Origin of the sequence: Natronosalvus vescus (assembly GCF_023973145.1) — an archaeon.
Taxonomy (GTDB): domain Archaea; phylum Halobacteriota; class Halobacteria; order Halobacteriales; family Natrialbaceae; genus Natronosalvus; species Natronosalvus vescus.
In genome coordinates this window covers 1,364,473-1,383,800 of record NZ_CP099546.1, presented here as the reverse complement: position 1 = coordinate 1,383,800, position 19,328 = coordinate 1,364,473, and the positions used below count along the sequence as shown (strand labels likewise).

Genomic DNA, 19,328 nt, shown 5'->3' with positions numbered 1-19,328 from the left:
GCTGATCACGCTCGGGACGGTTCGTCGTCCCGCTCGGAATCCGCCCCCGCATACTCGATCGAGAACGACCTGTCCTCGAGGTACTGGGGCCCGAAGAACCCGCGGAGCGCCATCGTCGTTCCCACGTACACGGCTGCCACGAGGAAGATGAACGATGCCAACAGTGAGAGGAATAGTTCAGCGAGCATACCGAACCATCGCCCGAACTTTTTATCAATCTAGCGATGTTCGAGGCTCCCCAACCGACGGGTACTCAGGGCTTCATCCGCTACCTGCCGACATGAGCGGACTCGAGGTCGATCCCGTCGACGAAGAGGCGGAAGCCGAGGCGACGGGCGAAACCAACACGATCGAAGTAACGCCGACGGATTCCGTCGACGACGGCCCGGCCGACCCCGTACAAGACGCAGACGAGGATCGTCAGACGATCGACGTCGAACCCACGGACGACCCCGTCGACGGCCCGTCGTACGTCCTCTACGGCGGGAAAGGTGGCGTCGGCAAGACGACGATGGCGGCTGCCACCGCGCTGGACAGCGCTCGCCGCGGAACGCGGACGCTCGTCGTCTCCACCGACCCCGCACACTCCCTCTCCGACACTTTCGAGACCGACATCGGTCCGAAACCGGAGCCACTGGACGACGAGATCCCACTCTACGCCGCCGAGATCGACCCCGACGCGGCCCTCGAGGAGGGGCAGGCCGCGTTCGCGGCCGAAGGCGGGCCGGACGCCCTGGGAGGCCTCGGCCAGTTCATGGGCGAGGAGTCCCCGATGGAGATGCTCTTCGGCGGCGCCATGCCCGGCTCCGACGAGGCCGTCGCGATGCAAACCCTCCTCGAGTACCTCGACGACGATCGGTTCGATCGTGTCGTCGTCGACACGGCACCCACGGGCCACACCCTCCGACTGCTCCAGCTCCCGGAGATCATGGACACGATGATGGGGCGAATCATCAGCTTCCGCCAGCGCGTCGGCAGCATGGTCGATGGCCTCAAAGGAATGTTCGGCGGCCCGATGGACGAAGAACCCGACGGTATGGAAGATCTCGAGGTGCTCAGAGCGCGCATCGAGCGCCTCCGAGCCGTCCTCCGCGACCCCGAGCGTACCGACTTCCGGATCGTCATGGTGCCCGAGGAGATGAGCGTGCTCGAATCGAAGCGCCTGCGCAGTCAGCTCGAGGAGTTCGAGATTCCCGTCGGCACCGTCGTCGTCAACCGCGTGATGGAGCCACTCGCGGAGGTGACCGACGACGTAGAGGGCGAGTTCCTCCAGCCCGACCTCGAGTCCTGTGCGTTCTGTCAGCGTCGCTGGGACGTCCAGCAAAACGCGCTCATGGAAGCCCAGGAGCTCTTTCGGGGTACCGACGTCCGGCGGGTGCCGCTGTTCGCCGACGAGGTGAAAGGGGAGGCGATGCTCGAGGTCGTCGCTGCCTGTTTGCGGTAACGCGTTTTCAGATCCGATCGCTTCGAGCCTGCAGCTAGCGGTTGACTCAACAACCATCGGTCCTCGAAGGAACACTGGCCGCGCGGGAGTGGGGGCTCGAGCACCGACGCAGGTTCTGGCAGATCGTCTAACACTAGCTGTACCGGCCGTCAGCGGTAGCATCGCCGCTGTCGGTCGTCAAGAAAAGAAAATCGAGATGAAAATCGACGTCGTCGTCGATTCGACTACTTGTGTCGCTCGAGCAGGTCGTAGCTGCGCTCCCACTCGGCGTCCTCGTCGAAGTACCGCTCCGCGAGCGGCTCTTCGGGCATCTCGCCCAGCTCCTTCTTCTGTTGCTGGTAGGACGGGCGTTCGTCGACGAAGTACCGGCCAGTGAGGACGGTACCCTCGTAGAGCGCGTTTTCGGTCTCGAACATCATCTCCTGGGCCTCCTGACGGTCGTGGACGTCGAAGTCGTAGTCGTCGGACTCCTGGACGTCGACGTACGGGACGTACTGGCGGGCGTCCTTGTTCCAGGTCGGACATTGGGTCAGGAAGTCGATGTGCGCGAAGCCGTCGTGCTCGATGGCCTCCTTGATGATCTCTTTGGCCTGGTTCGGGTTCACCGCCGCGGTACGAGCGATGTAGGTCGCCCCCGAGGTCAGCGCCAGCGAGAGCGGCCGGATCGGCGACTTGGCGTTACCGTGCGGCGTCGTCTTCGACGTGTGGCCTTTCGGGCTCGTCGGCGAGGTCTGGCCCTTCGTCAGGCCGAAGACCTCGTTGTTGAACACGATGTAGGTCATGTCGTGGTTCTCTCGAGCCGTGTGCATGAAGTGGTTGCCACCGATCCCGTAGCCGTCGCCGTCACCGCCGGCGGCGATGACCTCGAGGCCGTCGTTCGCGAGTTTTGCGGCGCGAGCAACCGGCAGCGAGCGGCCGTGGATCGTGTGGAACCCGTATGTGTCGAGGTAGCTGTTCAGCTTGCCCGAGCAACCGATTCCGGTGACGGTCAGGACTTCCTCGGGGGTGAGTCCGACTTCCGGAAGCGCCTGTTTCAGCGCCTTGAGGACGCCGAAGTCACCGCATCCTGGACACCAGGTCGGCTGGGGCTCGAGACCGGGCGTAAACTCGTTACGGTCGATCTCGCGGTCGTCTCCGATTGCGTTGAATGCACTCATGGTCAGTCACCTGCAGCGGGTTCGATGCGAACCTGCGCGGTCGGCTCCGCGTCCGAACCCTCGACGTTGAGTTCGTAGCCTTCGACGATCTCGGCGGGTTCGAACGGGTTGCCGTTGTATTTGAGCAGGCTGGTCAGTTTCTCACCGTAGCGGCCGAGTTCCTTCTGGATGAGGCCGCGGAACTGCGCCGTGGCGTTCATCTCGACGACCATCGCCTGGTCGACGCTCTCGATGAACTCGGTGAGTTCGGCCTCGGGGAACGGCATCATGTCCGAGACGCCGACGGCCTTGACCGAGTGGCCCTGGTCGTTCAGGCGCTCGGTCGCCTCGACGACGGCACCCTGGGCGGATCCCCAGGTGATGATGCCGAAGTCAGCCGACTCGTCGCCGACGTACGTCTGGTTCGACTCGTGTTCTTCGTCGAGTTCGCGACGGATGGCGTCGAGTTTCTCGATCCGGCGATCCATCTGGGCCACGCGGTTGTCCGCATCCTCGGAGATGTGTCCTTCCGGCGTGTGCTCGTTCCCGGTCGCGAGGAAGCGACCATCCTTCTGGCCCGGCAAGGAGCGCGGGCTGACGCCGTTTTCGACGTCGTGCTGGAAACGGTGGAACTTCCCAGAGGCGTCGTGGGGCATCTCCGCGAGTTCCGCCTCGGTGAGCGTCGAGCCCAGCGACGGATCCGGCTCGCGGTCGAGGAAGCTGACGGGGATGTTCGAGTTCTCCCCGCTCAGCTTCTGGTCGTACATGATGATCGTCGGGATCTGGTACTCGTAGGCGATGTGGAACGCCAGTCGCGTCTGCTCGTAGGCTTCGGCGATGGTACCCGGCGCGAAAACGACGCGGGCGGAGTCACCCTGGCTCGTGTAGAGGGTGAACTCGAGGTCGCCCTGCTCGGGTTTCGTCGGCATCCCGGTCGAGGGGCCGGCGCGCATCGACTCGAGGAGGACGATCGGCGTTTCGGTCATCTCCGCGAGGCCGAGCGGTTCGCTCATCAGCGCAAAGCCACCGCCGGAGGAACCGGACATGGCTTTCGCGCCGGCGTGGCTCGCCCCGACGGCGAGTGCGGCCGCGGCAATCTCGTCTTCGACCTGCTCGGAGATCCCGCCCATGTCGGGCAGGTGCTGGGACATGATGGTGAACACGTCCGTCCACGGCGTCATCGGGTAGCCCGCGATGAACCGACAGCCCGAGTCGAGTGCGCCGTAGGCGATCGCGTTCGAGCCCGAGAGCAGCGCCTGCTCTTCGTCGTGGTCGCCCGTGGGGATTCGAAGGTCGTGCTCGAACTCGTAGTCCTCCTGCACCATCTCGTAGGCGTCGTGGAGGATTTCGAGGTTCGGCTCGAGGATCTTCTCGGGCATCGCGTCCGTCATCAGATCCTCGATGTGGGAGAGATCCATCTCGAGCAGCGCGGCCGTCACACCGACACCGGCGGTGTTCCGCATGACCTCTCGACCGTGTTCTTTGGCCATCGCTCGAAGATCGATCGGGAAGACGTGCCAGTCGTTCTCCTCGGCACGTTCCTCGAGGTTCAGTTCGGCGATGTCGTCCTCCGAGAGGAGTCCCGAGTCGTAGACGATGATCCCGCCCTCACGGAGTTCGTCGAGGTTCTCCGAGAGCGGCTTGAGCTCTTCGTTGCCGTAGTATGCTTCTTCCTGTGGGTTCCGGGCGAAGGAGTCACCCAGTGCAAGCAGGAAGTTGTAGCCGTCGCCTCGTGACTGTACATCGTGCCCTGCGGCACGGATCTCGACGTAGGTGTGGCCACCGCGGATCCGCGACGGATAATGTCGGTGGGTGAACACGTCGAGGCCCGACCGCATGAGGGCCTTCGCGAAGTTCTGGCTCGTCGAGTCGATCCCGTCTCCGGAACCCCCTGCGACTCGCCAGATAAGTTCATGATCGCTCATGGTGGATAAGCGGCCTCGTTGGCCAGCAGTACTCGAATTTTTGCCCCAGCGAACCTAAAGCCTTTGCTATAGATTACCAAGGATCTTTCATGAAGAATGAATAGCCGTGGAAGATTGATCAAGATTGTTCATGAATAACTCGAGAAACAGATTGATTGTTTACTTCTGACCAGCGGTAGGTTTGGATGGGCGCTCGAGCGAGCGCGACCACCAGCCAGGTGTCGTCACACCCGTTATCGCCTGCCGATCACCCAAGCCAGTCGCCTGGCGATCATTCCCGCCAGATCACAAGTCGATCACGTCCGTTCTCGTCTGCCGATCACTCCCGTCAGTTCGCCCGTCGATCACTCCCGCCGGGGATTGCTCGGGTGATACTCGGTATCGTACTCGCCCGGATTTCCATCCACACGGTCGGGGTTGAGTCGTCCTGAAAGGAGCATGAAGTCCACGAGCGTGAGCGCGAGCATCGCCTCGACGACGGGGACGCCACGCGGCGGAAGCACGGGGTCGTGACGCCCGATCACCTGTGCGTCGTCGACGACCTCACCGGTCTCCCAGTCGACCGTCTGCTGTTCGGCCGGAATCGAGGTCGGCGCGTGGAGCGTGACCTCCCCGTAGATCGGTTCGCCACTCGAGATGCCGCCCTGGATACCGCCGTGGTCGTTTTCGACTGGTACCGGGTTCCCATCGGAATCGAACTCCCAGTCGTCGTTGCGCTCTTTCCCCGAGTACTCGCGAGCCTCCCGCCCGAGTCCGAACTCGACCGCCGTCGTCGCAGGAATCGCCATCAACGCCTGACCCAGCCGCGCGGAGAGGGAGTCGAACCGTGGAGCACCGAGGCCGACGGGAACGCCGCGGGCCTCGAAGTAGATCGAGCCGCCGATCGAATCGCCAGCTTCCTGGTACTCCTCGATCAGCGCCTGCATACGTTCGGCCGTCTCCGGATGGGCACACCGCACGTCGTTTTCCTCGCTGTACTCGAGTATCTCCTCGAAACTGACGTCAGGAGCCTCGACGTCCCCGATCTGGTTCACGTGGGCTTTGAGTTCGATCCCCTCGAGCGATAGCACTTTCTTGGCAATGGCGCCGGCGGCGACCCAGTTGACCGTCTCACGAGCCGACGACCGGCCGCCGCCGCCCCAGTTCCGGGTGCCGAACTTCGCGGAGTACGTGAAGTCGCCGTGGGAGGGACGCGGGGCCGTGATGAACGGCTCGTACTTGCCCGAGCGGGCGTCCTTGTTCTGGATGACGAGACCGATCGGCGTCCCCGTGGTGTAGCCGTCCTGAATCCCCGACTTGATGGAGACGGCGTCGGGTTCGCCGCGGCTGGTCGTGATCATCGACTGGCCGGGCTTGCGCCGGTCGAGGTCGGCCTGAATGTCGTCTTCGGTGAGCTCGAGGCCAGCGGGGCACCCCGAGATCGTACAGCCCATCGCCTCCCCGTGGCTCTCGCCGAACGTGGTCACCTGGAAGAGGCGACCGAAGCGGTTGCCGTTCATTAGCCGTCCCTCCGGGATGGGTGCACTTATGCGTGCAGGATTGTGCAAGAACGGACGATATCGTCGCAGCGTTCTCGCGCGTTCCGCCAAATAGCGACGTCGTCAGGGTGGCTGCTACGACGGGGCGTAACAGACGTCCTCGACCCGCTGGTCGAACAGCCGAGAGAGGAGCGTCGTAACCGGGCCGTCCTCTCCCTCGAACGTGATACCATCGACCGTTTCGACGGGGCGAATCTCCCACGTTGTATTCGTCAGGAAGACCTCGTCAGCCTCACGGATGTCGTCCGGTCGGTACCATCCCTCGTGTCCCGGCACCCCGGTGTCGGCGGCGAGCTCGAGTACCACCTTCCGGGTGATTCCCGGGAGCACCGACCCCTCGGTCGTGGGCGTGTGCAGGCCGTTCTCGTCGACGAAAAAGAGGTTGCTCGTCGTCCCCTCGGCGACGTAGCCGTCCATATCACGGAGGAGGGCCTCGTCGGCGTCGTACAGCTCCTGTCTCGCCAATATTCCGTTGAGATAGTTGTGAGTCTTCGCGTCCACGGGAAGTGCTGCGTCGGGAATCCGCCGGCGCTTGACGGTCTGAACCGTCGCCGGCCCGTCCCAGACGGGGTCGCCCGAGCGTCCGCCTCGAGGGAGTGGCTTGACGTAGACGACGACGGTCGGATCGACGTCCTCCCTGGGCGTCAACGTCCCCGGCTGCACGCCGCGCGTGATCGACAGCCGAACGTAGGCGTCCTCGAGGTCGTTCGCTGCGAGCGTCTCGTCGATTCGGCGTGCGAGTTCCGTCCGCGACAGTCCGTGCTCGAGCCCGATCGTCTCGCAGGTTCGCTCGAGGCGGTCGGCGTGGGCCTCCCACTCGAAAATTTGTCCGCCGTACGCTCGGAGGGTTTCGAACGCCCCGTCACCGTAGCGAAAACCCCGGTCGTCGACGCTGACGGTTGCGGCTGATGCCGGAACCAGTTCCCCGTCGAGGTGGTACTGACGCTCGGTGGTTCCGTCGTCGGTCACGACTCCCTCCCGGCGTGATCGACCGCCAGCGTACAGAAGTTTCGAATCATCGTCTTTCCCATCTCGAGGGAGATCCGTTCGCCGCTCGAGGCGGCGGAATCGGCGGAACTGGATATTGCTTCGACTGTCCCGTCTGTCCCGTCGGTCCTTCCCGTCCCGCCTGTCCCGTTCCCACCGACCGTCTCTCGAGTCAGAATACTCTCGGGGTGGAACTGAACCCCGATGTGCGGCCGCTCACAGTGCCGAACGGCCATCAACACGTCGCGTTCGTCGGCCGTACTCGCGGTCTCGACCAGCGAATCCGGAAGCGCGTCACGTTCGACCGCCAGGGAGTGATAGCGACCGACCTGGATGCGGTCGGGCAGGTGTTCGAATAGCCCCTCCCCTGCGTGCTCGATCACCGACGGCTTGCCGTGAACGACCTCAGGGGCATAGACGACGGGTGCCCCGTTGGCCGCACACAGCGCCTGGTGGCCGAGACACACCCCCAGAATTGGGCGCTCGAGGTCGGCGAAGAGCGGAATAGAGATCCCCGCCTCCGCTGGCGTGCCCGGCCCGGGCGAGACGACGATCCCGGTCGGATCGAGGTCGCGAACGGCCTCGAGGGTCAGCGCGTCGTTCCGGCGGACGATCACCTCGTCGGCGACTTCGCCGACGTACTGCACCAGGTTGTACACGAACGAGTCGTAGTTGTCGATTACGAGGATTCTGGTGGACGCTTCTCCCGTCGTCGTCCTCGTCGGTTCGTCAGTCATCGTTCTCACCCTCCTCAACCCCGACGCCGGCCTCGAGCGACACTGCCATCCCCGCCCGCTCGCCGAGCGCGGCGTTGATCGCGTTCAACAGCGCCTGGGCTTTCGCGAGCGTCTCGTCGTACTCCCGGTAGGGGTCGGAGTCGTGGACGATCCCGGCACCCACACGGAGGTGGTACTCGTCCTCGTATCGGACGAGCGTCCGGATGATGATGTTGATCGTCGCTCGTCCATCGAAGCCGAAGATCCCGACGCCACCGGTGTAGGGCCCGCGACGTGTGTCTTCGAGTTCGTCGATGATCTCCATCGTCCGCGGCTTCGGCGCACCAGTAATCGTCCCCCCGGGGAACGTTGCCGCGATGGCGTCGGCCAGCGATGCGTCGGGGCGCAGCCGACCGGTCACGTTCGAGACGAGGTGCATTACTTCGGAGTAGCGATCCACCCGCCGGTACTCCGATACGTCGACGCTGCCGTAGGCACAGATTTTCCCGAAGTCGTTCCGCTCGAGGTCGACGAGCATGGCATGTTCGGCCCGCTCTTTGTCGTCGCCGAGCAAGTCCGCCTCGAGTGCCTCGTCCTCGGCCTTCGTCCCACCGCGCGTGCGGGTTCCAGCGATCGGCTCCGTTCGGACGAAGTCGCCGTCGCGCTCGAGCAACAGTTCCGGGCTCGCACTCACGAGATCGGCGGCTCGTCCCTCGAACAGACACGAGTACGGCGCGGGGTTCACCTCGCGGAGCGCGTCGTAGGCGGCGACGGGGTTGACGGCCGCTGGCGCGGCCAGTCGCTGAGAGATGTTCGCCTGGAAGGTGTCGCCATCGCGCACGTACTCCTTGACCCGCCGAACGCGGTCGGCGAACGCCTCGCGCCCGCAGGTACTCTCAAAGGTTGCGTCCGGGGCGGCCACTGCAGGCGATCCAACGGTAGGGTCGCCCTCGACCGCCGAACGTGCTAACTCGAGCGCACGCTCGCGACCGCGTTCGTAGGTCGCCGTTGCGACGTCCTCCCAGTTGTCCTCGAGTTCGCCGTCCTCGAGTAGCTCCTCCCGATGGATTCGCGGGCACGCAGTCACCCGAAGCGTGACTGGGCCGTCGTCGACAGGACACTCCCAGGCGGCGAGGCGGTCGAACAGGCCCACCTCCAGTCGGGGCAGTCCACGATCGTCGACGGCCGACCCCGGCAGCGACTCGAGTTCTCGGGCGACGTCGTACGAGAGCCAGCCGAGGACGCCACAGGGGTAGGGCACGTCGCAGTCGCCGCGAACGAGCGTCGCCGTCTCGAGCAGGCCCTCGAGTGCTGCGAGCGTCGGTGAAATCGTCTCGGGTGTGTCGATCGTCGCCTCCGATTCCTCGGCGGTGATCGGTGGCTGGCCTGCCGATTCGATGGGGCAGATCTCGGCGTCAGCGCCGACCGTCACCCGCTCCACCGGCTCGACGCCGAAGTATCCCCATCCCGACTGGCCGCCTGTCGTCTCGAAGAAGGCACCGCCGGAATCGTCTCGGGCTCGCCGGTAGGCGAGAAATGGATCGTCGACGGAAACCCGGACTTCGACGGGAACGCGGAGGGAGGGGGCGCCGTCGATGGCCCCGTTCCCACCCTCGTCCCCATCCCCGATCGCCTCGACGAGATGGAGCACGTCCGCCTCGTCGATGACGACACGCGGTTCGTTCATGTGCTCACAACGAAGGGGTGGCCTAACGCTCTTGCGGTTTTCGAGGTCTGGTGCCGGCGACTGACGCGAGAATTTGTTACCGGAATCGTGGTCAACGAACCGTCGCTCTCAGCGAACCTTCGCCCGATCGATCCAGCCCTGGATCCGCGTCGCCGAGATGTCCGTCGTCCCCTCGAGTTCGTCGGCGTCGCCAGCGGCGAGGTCAGCAACCGTTTCGATGCCCGCCTCGGCGAGGCGATCCGCGTAGGCTGGCCCGATACCCTTGATAACAGTGACCGGTTCGCCCGCGGATTCGTCCGGACGCTTCTCGGTTTCCGGGACGGCGTCTTCGGTCGTTGGCCCTGCTGCTTCGGCCGGTTCGACCGCCTCCGCGGGTTCGTCCGGAACGTCCGTCATCGATCCAGTCGAACTCGAGGCGGACGTGCCAGCCGCGGCCGATTCGTCGGCATCGGCGTCGGCGTCAGTCTCAGACTCGGCTTCGGTTACAACGTCCTCGACGTCAGCGTCGCCGGCGCTGCTTTCGGTTTTATCGGCCTGGCCCTCGTCGGCGCCGGCATCGAAATCCTCGGCTTCACCCTCCACACCCACACCCACGTCTTCGTGTTCGTCTTCGTCGTTTGCGGTCGATTCACCGGCCGTTCCGATCGATTTGGGCTCGGCTGGCTCCTCGAGGTCGCCAGCGTCCGCTGTTGTCGGCTCGCCTCGCTCGCGTTCGACGGTTACACCCACCGATCGATCGTCGGTCGATCTCGAGTCGGTGTCGTTGCCATCGAGTCCGAGCAACGACTGTATTTTCTGCAGGAGTCCCATTACTGATGGGTAATTTCCACCGCTACTTAAAGTCGTCTGATATCGGACACGAGCGACCATGTCGACTCGAACGGCAGTCGATGATTCAGTGGATCATCGGGAGTCGTCAGATAGTGACAGTCCTGGGAACCGATAACAGGTAGACTGCAACCGATTACACGTGGTTAGGAACCGATAACAGGTAACCGTAACCGATTACAGGTGGGAACGAAGCGCCTCGTTCATCGCCGCAACTGGTGCTTCCGTTCCCGTCCATCGCTCTAGTGCGTCGACACCCTGATACAGCAACATCCACGCGCCGTCGATCGGTGTCGCTCCCGCAGTGGTCGCCTCACGGAGCAGTCGCGTTTCCAGGGGGCTGTACACCGCATCCATCACAGCGAGGTTGTCGTGGAGGGCAGTTGTGGGGACGGGTGAGCGATCCTCGTCCATCCCGACCGTAGTCGCGTTGACGAGGACATCGGCTCTGGGGACGACGTCGGGAAGGATCTCGAGGCCACCACCCGTCGCCCCCGGTATCGCGTCGGCGAGCCGCTCGGCTTTCGAGGCCGTCCGGTTGGCGATCGTCACCGTCGCGCCCTCGTCGGCGAGACCGAACGCGATCGCCCGACCGGCCCCGCCAGCACCGACGACGACGGCCGATTCGCCCCGAAGCGAGACGTCGTGGTCGCGCAGGGATCGAACCGCCCCAATCGCATCCGTGTTGTATCCGGTTGGCGGGCCGTCCCCGCCGAACTCGATCGTATTGACCGCGCCAATGCGCTCGGCGAGCGGGTCGGGTTCGACGAACTCGAGGACGTCCCGTTTGAACGGCACCGTCACATTGAGGCCGGTAATACCGAGTGCCTGGGCACCTGCGACCGCATCCCCGAGGGCTTCGGGTGCCGGTTCGAAGGTGACGTACCGGGCCTCGAGTCCGAGTTCGGCGTAGGCCGCTTCGTGCATCGGTGGCGAGAGGGAGTGTCCAACTGGGTTCCCGAGGAGACCGAAGACGTCCATTTGCTCAGTGCTGGGTGCTCCGACGTAATAACGGGTCTGACTCCGGCAGGTGTCGCTCGAGCGATCGGGGCGCGACTGAGAGGCTGCCGAACGACCCGTTTCACACGGCTTATAGCCACAACGGCAGTACGTCTCAGCGAGTGTCATGATCGACGGCGTAACCCTTTCCGTACTCTCGCTCGTCCTCGGGGTACTGTCGTTGTTCGCTGGTGCCGAATTGCTCGTCAAGGGGGCTGGTCGACTCGCGCTCGGGTTCGGTCTTCGGGCAGCAACCGTCGGTGTCACGGTGGTCGCGTTCGCGACGACGGCCCCCGAACTGTTCGTCGCCATGCTCGGAGCCCTCGAGGTCTCCGCTGACGTCGGGCTCGGCACCATCGTCGGGTCGAACATCGCCAACATCGGTCTCGTTCTCGGCATCTCCGCGTTGATTCGGCCGCTCACGATCAGCGACACCGTCATGCGCCGCCACGTGCCGTTCATGCTGTTTACCGCCCTGCTCCTGCCAGTGGTCGCGATCGACGGCCGGATTGGTCGACTCGAGGGCGGCTTCTTTCTCGTCGTGCTGGCGGTTTTCTCCGGGTATCTCCTCTACTACGCGAAAACACAGCCCGCACCGGTTTCGACGAAGGTCGACGCTACGAAGGCAGTTTCCACCAGAGACGTCGGGTTCGTCGTCGGCGGCCTGCTCGCGCTCCTCGTTGGCTCTCGCTGGCTCGTTTCGGGTGGCTCTTCCCTCTTGCTGGCGATGGACGTCCCCGAGTTCGTCGTCGGGGTGACCGTGCTCGCGCTGGGCACCTCGCTGCCGGAACTCGCCGCCTCGGCCGTGGGGGCCGCCCGCGGGGAAACTGGGTTTACCATCGGGAACGTGATCGGGTCGAACATCTACAACATCGTGGCCGTCCTGGGGATACTCGCCGTCGCCGTCCCGGTCACGGTGTCGCCGTCGACCCTTCGCTTCGAACTCCCACTCGTTCTCGGGTTCACGCTGTTGCTCGTCGGGATGATGGGCTACGGCCGTCGATTGACTCGAGCCGATGGGGCGATCCTCGTCGGCTGTTATGCAGTGTTCATCTGGCTATTGTTCACCTGAGGTCGAGGTACATTTGACCGAAATGATATTGGGATTGTCCCGTAGAGTGATAGCTATCATCGTGGTGGCAACGACATCGTGCAACGCGTGACGTCCGACGGCGACTGGCTCACGGATCTCGGCGAACAGCTACCGGTATCCCCACTCTCCGCGCTCGGGCTGTTTCTCGCGGCCACCATCGGCTTGCGAATCGCCGCGGAGAACCTCTCGAGTCAGGTGATACTCGAGAGCGCGTTCCCGCTCGTCGCCGCGACGGCTGTCGTCCTCGCCGACCAATATCTGGTCGCCACTGGCGTCGGAATCCGGGATCGACTGTCGGTCTTCGCCTACGGGCTCGGCGGGTTCCTGGCTGCGGCGCTGGTAACGGCGCTGCACCTCCACGTGCTGGCCTTACACGGCACCGGTGTCGCGACGCCGCTGTATCTGACGCTCATGAGCGGCACCGTTGGGGTCGCAGCCGGCACCGTCGCCGGGATGTACGAGATTCGCCAGCGTGCAGCGGTTCGCGAGGCAAGACGGCAGAGCGAGCGCCTGGAAGCGTTTGCAAGCATCGTCTCACACGATCTCAGGAATCCGTTGATGGTCGCCCGCGGACGGCTCAAAGAGACGTTCCGAACGGGCGACCCGGAGCACCTCAGTGCCGTCGATCAGTCACTCGTGCGAATGGACGAACTGATCGAAGATTCCCTCTCGATCGCTCGGAACGGAGCCCAGGTCGACGACCCCGAACCGGTGCAACTGGTCGACCTCGTCTCGGAAGCCTGGTCGGTCGTCGAAACGGGAGACGCGAGCTACGAACTCGAGTCGACTCGAACCGTACACGCCGACCCCCACCGAACGAAACGACTCTTCGAGAACCTGTTTCGAAATGCAGTGGAACACGGCAGTGCAGACGTCTGCGTCGGCGTCGGTGCCCTCCGGAACGGGTTCTACGTCGAGGACGATGGACCGGGTATCCCACCCGAAAAGCGAAACACCGTGCTGGAACAGGGCGTTTCCTCGAACCCCGACGGTTCCGGGCTCGGTCTGGCGATCGTTCGGGCCGTGGCGGACGCCCACGGCTGGGAGGTTACCGTCACCGAGAGCGCCGACGGTGGGGCAAGCTTCGAATTCACCGGCGTCCGGAGCGGCGCACGGTTTTGAGCGAGTTGTCCGGGATTGGGGTGAATCCTCGAGTGCCTGTGTCTGTGCCTGTTCTGTTCTGTGTCTGTCCCTGAGACGAGAGTTGCAACGCCCCCTCGGGAAACGTCCTGTCCGCTGACTGAAGACGAATTCAGTAACGACGATTACAGAAATGATTTTCAGATTACACTTATCCCCGGTCGTGTCCTCTCACCACCTGTATGATGCAACCACATCCACACCCTGCCCCCACCCACAGGCTCGCGCCACGGGTCGGCGTTTCCATCGCCGTCCTCGTCGTGTTCTTCGGTCTGCTCGTCGCACTGTCCTATCCGACGCTCGTGGTGGCGGCGATCAGCGGGGCGCTCGCAGCCTCGACGTACAATCGAGTTCGAACCTGGCTACGAGAACGAGATGCCGACCGCGCTCGACGCGATACCACCCGAGCGCGATTGTGGGGGCCACAGACGGATCGATAACAATCGTGTGACCTACTCCTCGAAAATGCGTTCGAGGACGGCCGACTCGTCTGCTCCAAGTGCGGAACGCACGAGTAAATTTCCGCCCAGGACGGCGGGGCTCAACACGACGTCGGCACCTGCACGCTCGAGTTTTCTGGTGTTCTCCCGGTCGGTTGCGGCGGCGACGATACGAATCTCCTCGGCGAGTTCTCGAGCGGTGAGCACGGCCAGTGCGTCTTCGGCGTCGTGATTCGTCGCCACGACCACGGCGTTCGCCCGTTCGATGTGGCCTCGCTCGAGGGGCTGTTCGTCGCTCGGATTGGCGGTGATGACCGGTATCTCCCGTTCGGAGAGGGTGGTCGCCGCCTCGCGATTGTTCGTGATCACGACGAACGGGTGATTCGCCGCCTGAAGTTCGTCGATGATCGGTTCGGTCAACTCGCCGTAGCCGAGGACGAGAATGTGGTTGTCGAGGAGTTCGAGTTCTGAGTCAGTCATTTTTCCGAGTGTCTTCGTGATTCTGGCCTGGATGGCCGGGCCGACGAGGGCCCCGATAGCGATACCGAAACTGGCCACCCCGAGGACGACGACGGACATGGTGAACAGTTGGGCCTCCGCGCTCTCCGGTCCGATGTCACCGTACCCGACCGTACTCGAGGTCACGAGCGTGAAGTAGAACGCATCGAGGAGGTCTTCGATCCCGTCGAAGTCCTCTCGAAGGGCGTACGAGCCAAAAGTACCGTAGGCCTGGACGCCGACGAGGGCACCGCCGGCGGCCAACTGCGTGGTCGTGAGCTCGAGGGACTTATCGAACTTCCGGCGCGTGACGAGCAGCGTCGGAAGCGAAATCACGGAGAGAAAGACGAGCGGAATCGAGTAGATGCTCGTCTGTAAGAGCCCCTGAAGGGCCGTAATCGGGAGCAAAATGATGGTCGCGTACCAGCCAGCACGGAGTCCGCGTCGAAGGGCGAGCGCGCTGCCGACCATCAGAAACCCGGTGAGCGCCCCGGTGAAACCGACCGTCTGGGTGACGAACGCCGGAACGTATTCTGCGAGTGGGCCGAAGTCGGCAGTCGGTTGCTCTATGTTGACGATCCCCGTCCCCACGGAGAGGAGCGCAACGGCGAGCGCGAGCACCACGGCTGATCGAGTAGTGACGATCCACGCCCAGTTGTGTGGCAGCCGACTGGTGATCCGCTCACCGACCATACAGAGTTGATCGAATCCGGGATGTAAACAGGCTTCGCTTCACCAGCAGAAGCCAGTTCGAGGCCGTTCGACTCACTGAGAGTGCTCGACACTCGAGCGACATCCCTACGGGTCGATGCCGTGGACAGGTGTCCGTCGCCGGTACTGGTTTATCCATCCAGCGTAAGTGTCGGACAATGACGGCGCTTCCGCTCGAGATCCTTCTCGGCATTTACCTCGGATTGCTGACCGGGATCGTGCCTGCGTTCGTCGCCGGTGCACTCGGCTTTGTAGTTCGATACTTTACCGGCGTAACACTCCCGGGGTTCGGTGTCGTCGTCCTGGCGCTCTCTATCGCGAGCGTCCAGGGTGGTTTGCTCGGACTAATCGAACCCGACATTGCGCAGTCCCCGCGACTGCTCGTCGCCGTTCTCGTCGTACTGATGCTCGCCCTCTACGCGCACAGCCAGGGTGACACGCTCGGTGCCACAATGCCGCGACGGCTCTCGCTGACCGCGCTCCGCCAGCGAACGCTCTCGGCCGACGTCGTCGAGTTCGTCGGCACTGTCGGCCAGGTGACCGTTCGACCGACCGGCGAGATCCAGGATCTCGAGGGGTATCCGTCGCTCTCACTCAGTCTCCGATCCTCCCTTCGATCCGGTTCCTGGCGTCTCCCCGCCGATCTCCCATTGTCGGAACTCGCCGTGCGTCTCGAAGATCGCCTGCGAACTGAACACGATCTCGCCGACGTGTCCGTCTCCATCGACGAGAAGGGGCGGGCGACGATCGCCGCCGCCCCACCCTTGAGCGGGCTGTCGAACCGGATCCCCGACGGGTTTCGAGCCGTGTCCCTCACCACGCTCGTTCCAACGGGGTTGGCACCCAGTGACGAAGTGACCCTCGAGGCAGGAGACACGTCGATTCGCGGTACCGTGTGCAGCGTTCGGAGCGAGGCGGACGACGCGACACCCGTAACTGGATCGACGGAAACGCCGGCCACGGACGGCGGCGTCGACGAGCCCACGGATCTACCGGATCACACCAGCAGCCTCGCCACCGCTGGCGGCGTCGGCCGGATTACCGTCGCCGTCCCGCAGAGGAAAACGAAGCCGTTGCTGGCCGCTCCCCGAGTGCAGTGTCTGGTTCATCCCCGCGCGACCAGCGACGCGTTCGAAGCGTTCTCGCTCGTCAAACGCGCTGGCCAGGAAATTCGACACGTGACGATCCGGTCGACGGACGGGGAACCACTCCCGGATCCGACGACACACGATCTGACGACAATCGCCGTCAAACGGCGAGCCGACGACACTGCCGACCGCCAGCCTGAGTGGACGTTTGCGCCGTCGCTCGAGCAGCCCCTCGAGCCCGGCGACGAGTGCTACCTCGCTGGCCGACCGGCTGCTCTCGAGCGGTATCTCGGGGAGGAACGATGAGACGGGCACAACTCGCACTCGAGGCGGTGCCGTTTGGGACAATCACCGCACCCGCCGTCGGACAGTTCGCCGGCTCAAGTATCGTCCTCGACGTGTTCGTCAGAGTTCTGGGGTTCGCGTTGCTCGCCGGCGGGGTTGGGCTCGCCGTGACGGTGTCTTATCGCTGGTACAGCAGGGAGTCGATACCGGAGGGCGTGGCCGTGTTGTCCGGCGTCGCGCTCGTGGCTATCTGGCTGAACACACAGACGGTGTTACAGGACGCCATCATCGGCGACGCGGACGTGCTCGACCCGTCGACGGCGCTGTTCACCGTGGGTACGTTCGCCGTGAGCGCAATCGCGGCCGACGGCGGGCGACGAATCGGGGAGTACGTCGCCAGCGAGGCGGGACTCACCTCGCCGACCAGTATCGACGAGGTAGGGCAGTTCGTCCGAGCGGCCGGCCGCGTTATCACCGTCGATCTTCCGGCCGAAATCGAGGATGCAGCGGGGTACGACCCGGTCGACGAATCGACGCGAGCAGCCATCGCCGGGCGGACGCTGGTGTTCCCGCGGCGATTGACCGTCGAGGAGCTACGGGATCGACTCCGGAAACGTCTCGAGTCCGACTACGGGATCGGATACGTGGACCTCGACATCGACGCCGACGGAACGGTCGGCCGACTCGCGGTCGGGAGTACCCCCGCCGGGATCGGGCCGACGCTCGCCCCCGGATCGGTCGCCATCGCGCTCCGCGGCGATCCGGCACACGATGCCACGCCGGGGGACACGATCGAGGTCTGGTCGGCTAACGGCGACCAGGTTCGACGGATTGGCAACGGTGAACTGCGGGGAACCGCGGACGACGTCGTCACCCTCTCGGTCGACGCTGCGGACGCGTCGAGTCTCGAGACCGGCCGGGAGTATCGTCTCGTGACCCGTCCAGGAACGGCCGACGCGGCGAGAGCGCTTCGCGCGCTGTTGCGGACGACCGCGGAAACGGTTACGGCGCTCTCGATCGACGCCGGAGATTCGCTGGTTGGCGAGCGCGTCGAATCCCTGCCGGGACTCGTGCTCGGTATCGATTGCTCGAGCGGGGGAGATTCTGGTTCTGCTTCCAGCGTTCCGTTCCCGGAACCGGATCGTCGACTCGAGGTCGGCGACACGTGTTACGTGCTGGCCGACGCCGACGCGATCACCCGACTTCGTTCCCGGGAGCGGTAGCTACTTGCCGTCGGCGGCGTTACCCGCCAGTATGGCTATCGAGTGGAAGCTGTTCGCGGATCTCGCCGAACACGCCGGCGACCGAACCGTCACCGTCGACGTCGGTGCCGGAGACACCGTGGGTGACGCCCTCGAGGCATTGCTCGCGGATCGATCCGCGCTGTCGGAACGGGTACTCGAGGACGAGCACGGAGAACTCCGCTCACAGATCAACGTGCTTCGCAACGGGAAGGACGTCCGCAGTCAGGAGCAGGGATTAGAGACGAAACTCGAGGAGGACGACGAACTTGCGCTGTTTCCACCGGTGAGCGGTGGCTCTCAAACGTAGTCTCCTCGAGTATCGACGTCGACCTTGGAAACTCGAGAGACGGTCAGAATAGCACCGTCAGGAGGACGCGGATCGCCGCGCCGAGGACGAGAATCGCGATCAGAAGCGTCGTGGTCACGACGACGATCGGCGGGAGCATCTTTTCCTCGTAGGTAAACAGGAGATCACCGAGACCCATACTCGACGCTCCGACCCACGGCAGTTAACACTTTCGTCGTCTCCGTGTGGGACGAGGTGCTGACGGCCGAATCCGTTCCATGCGATGACGATACCTCCCGCCAGAGCGAGTCACGCAAAGGAAAAACGCGAGCACTTACCAGGCGCTGAGATCCACACCGAGGACGAAATCCGGCTCCTCGGAGATTTGGGCCCCGGCGTAGGAGGCATCGCTGACTACCCCCACGGTTTCGGGGATCAACACGCGTGTCCGGTCGGCCTCGAGCGACGCCGCATCTCGAGCGATGGAAGCGAACAGCGACCGTGCGGCGTCGATGTCGTCCCAGGCCGACACGCCATACTCGACCCACAGGTCGGTATCGCCGTCGTCGTTGTGGCGCTCGTAGGTGCGGTTTCGGTAGCTCATTCCGGCGACGCCGTCGGGTCGATCGACGGTGAACACGACCGTCTCGTCGGCCAGGGTCTCGAGATCCGATCGAGTGAGTTCCCTGAGCGCCCACGATTCCTCGAGGTCGAGCGCGAGCCCGCGGAGGTGGTCTCGAGCGGTGCTCGCCGTCCAGTACCGCCAGGCCCGGTCTACGTTGCCGGCGGTTGTGACCGGATGTGGCCCTTCTGCCTCCGCGTCGGGCTTCGGATGTGCCCACCTGAACTCCGTGTCCGGTTCGTAGCCAGCAGCCCGGGACGCGCCGAGTGCCGGCGCGTTCCAGGAGAAGATCATGAGCCGGCCGACGGTCGCCCCCCGATCGACTGCCCAGTCGAAACACGCCTCGTTGAGCCGCTGGCTGACGCCCCGGCGACGGTAGTCGCTGTGGACGCGCAGTCCCTGGAACCAGGCTTCGTCGTCCGAGAGCATTACGGCCTGGACGATACCGGCGACGGCGTCCCCCGCGTCCATCAGGAACGTCCGTTTGTGGTCGTCGGTCGGCTCCTCGAGCCAGTCCGGGTAGACCCGTGATAGGTAGTCGCCGCCGCGGTCGCTCCAGATGTCGCTGGTCATCGCGGCGACGGCTTCCTGGTCGTCGAGCGTGGCGCGTCGAATCTCGAGGTCGTCTGGGGCAGCCGTGGAGTTCTCGTTCGTCATCGAA

General features: G+C 64.3%; 19 protein-coding genes. 7 read left to right on the top strand and 12 right to left on the bottom strand.

What is annotated here, in order from left to right:
* Window positions 1–5 precede the first annotated feature (5 nt).
* Window positions 6–188, bottom strand: a complete 183-nt coding sequence (locus tag NGM68_RS06660) for a hypothetical protein (RefSeq protein WP_252700863.1) — start codon at window positions 186–188, stop codon at window positions 6–8.
* A 92-nt stretch (window positions 189–280) separates the two neighbouring features.
* Between NGM68_RS06660 and NGM68_RS06655 the strand changes: the two genes are divergently transcribed.
* A complete protein-coding gene (locus NGM68_RS06655; protein ID WP_252700862.1) occupies window positions 281–1,444 on the top strand; it encodes an ArsA family ATPase in 1,164 nt (387 codons plus the stop codon).
* A gap of 224 nt (window positions 1,445–1,668) precedes the next feature.
* Here NGM68_RS06655 and NGM68_RS06650 read toward each other — a convergent pair whose 3' ends face one another.
* The 8 genes from NGM68_RS06650 to NGM68_RS06615 all read right to left on the bottom strand — a co-directional run bounded on the left by NGM68_RS06650 (window position 1,669) and on the right by NGM68_RS06615 (window position 11,242).
* Window positions 1,669–2,601, bottom strand: a complete 933-nt coding sequence (locus tag NGM68_RS06650; RefSeq protein WP_252700861.1) for a thiamine pyrophosphate-dependent enzyme — start codon at window positions 2,599–2,601, stop codon at window positions 1,669–1,671.
* A 2-nt stretch (window positions 2,602–2,603) separates the two neighbouring features.
* Window positions 2,604–4,505, bottom strand: coding sequence for a 2-oxoacid:acceptor oxidoreductase subunit alpha (locus NGM68_RS06645; protein ID WP_252700860.1), 1,902 nt, complete (start codon window positions 4,503–4,505; stop codon window positions 2,604–2,606).
* A 344-nt stretch (window positions 4,506–4,849) separates the two neighbouring features.
* Window positions 4,850–6,004: a chorismate synthase gene (gene aroC / locus NGM68_RS06640; protein ID WP_252700859.1), complete on the bottom strand. Its 1,155-nt coding sequence runs from the start codon at window positions 6,002–6,004 to the stop codon at window positions 4,850–4,852.
* A gap of 114 nt (window positions 6,005–6,118) precedes the next feature.
* On the bottom strand, window positions 6,119–7,012 hold the full coding sequence (locus NGM68_RS06635; RefSeq protein ID WP_252700858.1) for an aminotransferase class IV: 894 nt from the start codon (window positions 7,010–7,012) through the stop codon (window positions 6,119–6,121).
* Window positions 7,009–7,767: an anthranilate synthase component II gene (locus tag NGM68_RS06630; RefSeq protein ID WP_252700857.1), complete on the bottom strand. Its 759-nt coding sequence runs from the start codon at window positions 7,765–7,767 to the stop codon at window positions 7,009–7,011. The genes NGM68_RS06635 and NGM68_RS06630 overlap by 4 nt, the downstream gene beginning before the upstream one ends.
* Entirely contained in the window at window positions 7,760–9,433 is a 1,674-nt protein-coding gene (locus tag NGM68_RS06625) for an anthranilate synthase component I family protein (RefSeq protein ID WP_252700856.1), read from the bottom strand. Before NGM68_RS06625 ends, NGM68_RS06630 begins: the two co-directional genes overlap by 8 nt.
* 108 nt (window positions 9,434–9,541) lie before the next feature.
* Entirely contained in the window at window positions 9,542–10,243 is a 702-nt protein-coding gene (locus NGM68_RS06620) for a helix-hairpin-helix domain-containing protein (protein WP_252700855.1), read from the bottom strand.
* 195 nt (window positions 10,244–10,438) lie between these two features.
* Entirely contained in the window at window positions 10,439–11,242 is an 804-nt protein-coding gene (locus NGM68_RS06615) for a shikimate dehydrogenase (RefSeq protein ID WP_252700854.1), read from the bottom strand.
* Window positions 11,243–11,387: 145 nt separating this feature from the next.
* Between NGM68_RS06615 and NGM68_RS06610 the strand changes: the two genes are divergently transcribed.
* From NGM68_RS06610 to NGM68_RS06600, 3 genes are all read left to right on the top strand, one after another.
* Window positions 11,388–12,332: a calcium/sodium antiporter gene (locus NGM68_RS06610; protein ID WP_252700853.1), complete on the top strand. Its 945-nt coding sequence runs from the start codon at window positions 11,388–11,390 to the stop codon at window positions 12,330–12,332.
* A gap of 78 nt (window positions 12,333–12,410) precedes the next feature.
* A complete protein-coding gene (locus NGM68_RS06605) occupies window positions 12,411–13,475 on the top strand; it encodes a sensor histidine kinase (RefSeq protein WP_252700852.1) in 1,065 nt (354 codons plus the stop codon).
* Between the two features lie 203 nt (window positions 13,476–13,678).
* A complete protein-coding gene (locus tag NGM68_RS06600) occupies window positions 13,679–13,933 on the top strand; it encodes a hypothetical protein (RefSeq protein WP_252700851.1) in 255 nt (84 codons plus the stop codon).
* 12 nt (window positions 13,934–13,945) lie between these two features.
* Here the strand turns inward: NGM68_RS06600 and NGM68_RS06595 are convergent, their stop codons facing one another.
* The gene (locus NGM68_RS06595; protein ID WP_252700850.1) at window positions 13,946–15,124 is read right to left on the bottom strand and encodes an NAD-binding protein; all 1,179 of its coding nucleotides are present in this window, start codon (window positions 15,122–15,124) and stop codon (window positions 13,946–13,948) included.
* A 176-nt stretch (window positions 15,125–15,300) separates the two neighbouring features.
* Here NGM68_RS06595 and NGM68_RS06590 point away from each other — a divergent pair, with 176 nt between their 5' ends.
* Genes NGM68_RS06590 through NGM68_RS06580 form a run of 3 tightly spaced genes read left to right on the top strand, consistent with a single transcriptional unit; the run spans window position 15,301 to window position 18,066 of the window.
* Window positions 15,301–16,536, top strand: coding sequence for a DUF8167 domain-containing protein (locus NGM68_RS06590; RefSeq protein WP_252700849.1), 1,236 nt, complete (start codon window positions 15,301–15,303; stop codon window positions 16,534–16,536).
* Window positions 16,533–17,738, top strand: a complete 1,206-nt coding sequence (locus NGM68_RS06585; RefSeq protein ID WP_252700848.1) for a DUF8167 domain-containing protein — start codon at window positions 16,533–16,535, stop codon at window positions 17,736–17,738. The genes NGM68_RS06590 and NGM68_RS06585 overlap by 4 nt, the downstream gene beginning before the upstream one ends.
* A 31-nt stretch (window positions 17,739–17,769) precedes the next feature.
* Window positions 17,770–18,066 carry a ubiquitin-like small modifier protein 1 gene (locus tag NGM68_RS06580; protein ID WP_252700847.1) on the top strand — a complete coding sequence of 99 codons (297 nt, stop codon included), beginning with the start codon at window positions 17,770–17,772 and terminating at the stop codon, window positions 18,064–18,066.
* Between the two features lie 43 nt (window positions 18,067–18,109).
* On the opposite strand, the gene NGM68_RS18175 is transcribed toward NGM68_RS06580, so the two are convergent.
* Complete coding sequence (locus NGM68_RS18175) at window positions 18,110–18,244, bottom strand: hypothetical protein (protein ID WP_256469939.1); 135 nt, start codon at window positions 18,242–18,244, stop codon at window positions 18,110–18,112.
* 135 nt (window positions 18,245–18,379) lie between these two features.
* Complete coding sequence (locus NGM68_RS06575; protein WP_252700846.1) at window positions 18,380–19,324, bottom strand: GNAT family N-acetyltransferase; 945 nt, start codon at window positions 19,322–19,324, stop codon at window positions 18,380–18,382.
* Window positions 19,325–19,328: the final 4 nt, after the last annotated feature.

Bases quoted from the DNA above. Each gene is read 5' to 3' on its own strand.
- NGM68_RS06660 (WP_252700863.1), bottom strand. From the start codon at position 188: ATGCTCGCTGAACTATTCCTCTCACTGTTGGCATCGTTCATCTTCCTC.
- NGM68_RS06655 (WP_252700862.1), top strand. From the start codon at position 281: ATGAGCGGACTCGAGGTCGATCCCGTCGACGAAGAGGCGGAAGCCGAG.
- NGM68_RS06650 (WP_252700861.1), bottom strand. From the start codon at position 2,601: ATGAGTGCATTCAACGCAATCGGAGACGACCGCGAGATCGACCGTAAC.
- NGM68_RS06645 (WP_252700860.1), bottom strand. From the start codon at position 4,505: ATGAGCGATCATGAACTTATCTGGCGAGTCGCAGGGGGTTCCGGAGAC.
- aroC (WP_252700859.1), bottom strand. From the start codon at position 6,004: ATGAACGGCAACCGCTTCGGTCGCCTCTTCCAGGTGACCACGTTCGGC.
- NGM68_RS06630 (WP_252700857.1), bottom strand. From the start codon at position 7,767: ATGACTGACGAACCGACGAGGACGACGACGGGAGAAGCGTCCACCAGA.
- NGM68_RS06625 (WP_252700856.1), bottom strand. From the start codon at position 9,433: ATGAACGAACCGCGTGTCGTCATCGACGAGGCGGACGTGCTCCATCTC.
- NGM68_RS06620 (WP_252700855.1), bottom strand. From the start codon at position 10,243: ATGGGACTCCTGCAGAAAATACAGTCGTTGCTCGGACTCGATGGCAAC.
- NGM68_RS06615 (WP_252700854.1), bottom strand. From the start codon at position 11,242: ATGGACGTCTTCGGTCTCCTCGGGAACCCAGTTGGACACTCCCTCTCG.
- NGM68_RS06610 (WP_252700853.1), top strand. From the start codon at position 11,388: ATGATCGACGGCGTAACCCTTTCCGTACTCTCGCTCGTCCTCGGGGTA.
- NGM68_RS06600 (WP_252700851.1), top strand. From the start codon at position 13,679: ATGCAACCACATCCACACCCTGCCCCCACCCACAGGCTCGCGCCACGG.
- NGM68_RS06595 (WP_252700850.1), bottom strand. From the start codon at position 15,124: ATGGTCGGTGAGCGGATCACCAGTCGGCTGCCACACAACTGGGCGTGG.
- NGM68_RS06590 (WP_252700849.1), top strand. From the start codon at position 15,301: ATGACGGCGCTTCCGCTCGAGATCCTTCTCGGCATTTACCTCGGATTG.
- NGM68_RS06585 (WP_252700848.1), top strand. From the start codon at position 16,533: ATGAGACGGGCACAACTCGCACTCGAGGCGGTGCCGTTTGGGACAATC.
- NGM68_RS06580 (WP_252700847.1), top strand. From the start codon at position 17,770: ATGGCTATCGAGTGGAAGCTGTTCGCGGATCTCGCCGAACACGCCGGC.
- NGM68_RS18175 (WP_256469939.1), bottom strand. From the start codon at position 18,244: ATGGGTCTCGGTGATCTCCTGTTTACCTACGAGGAAAAGATGCTCCCG.
- NGM68_RS06575 (WP_252700846.1), bottom strand. From the start codon at position 19,324: ATGACGAACGAGAACTCCACGGCTGCCCCAGACGACCTCGAGATTCGA.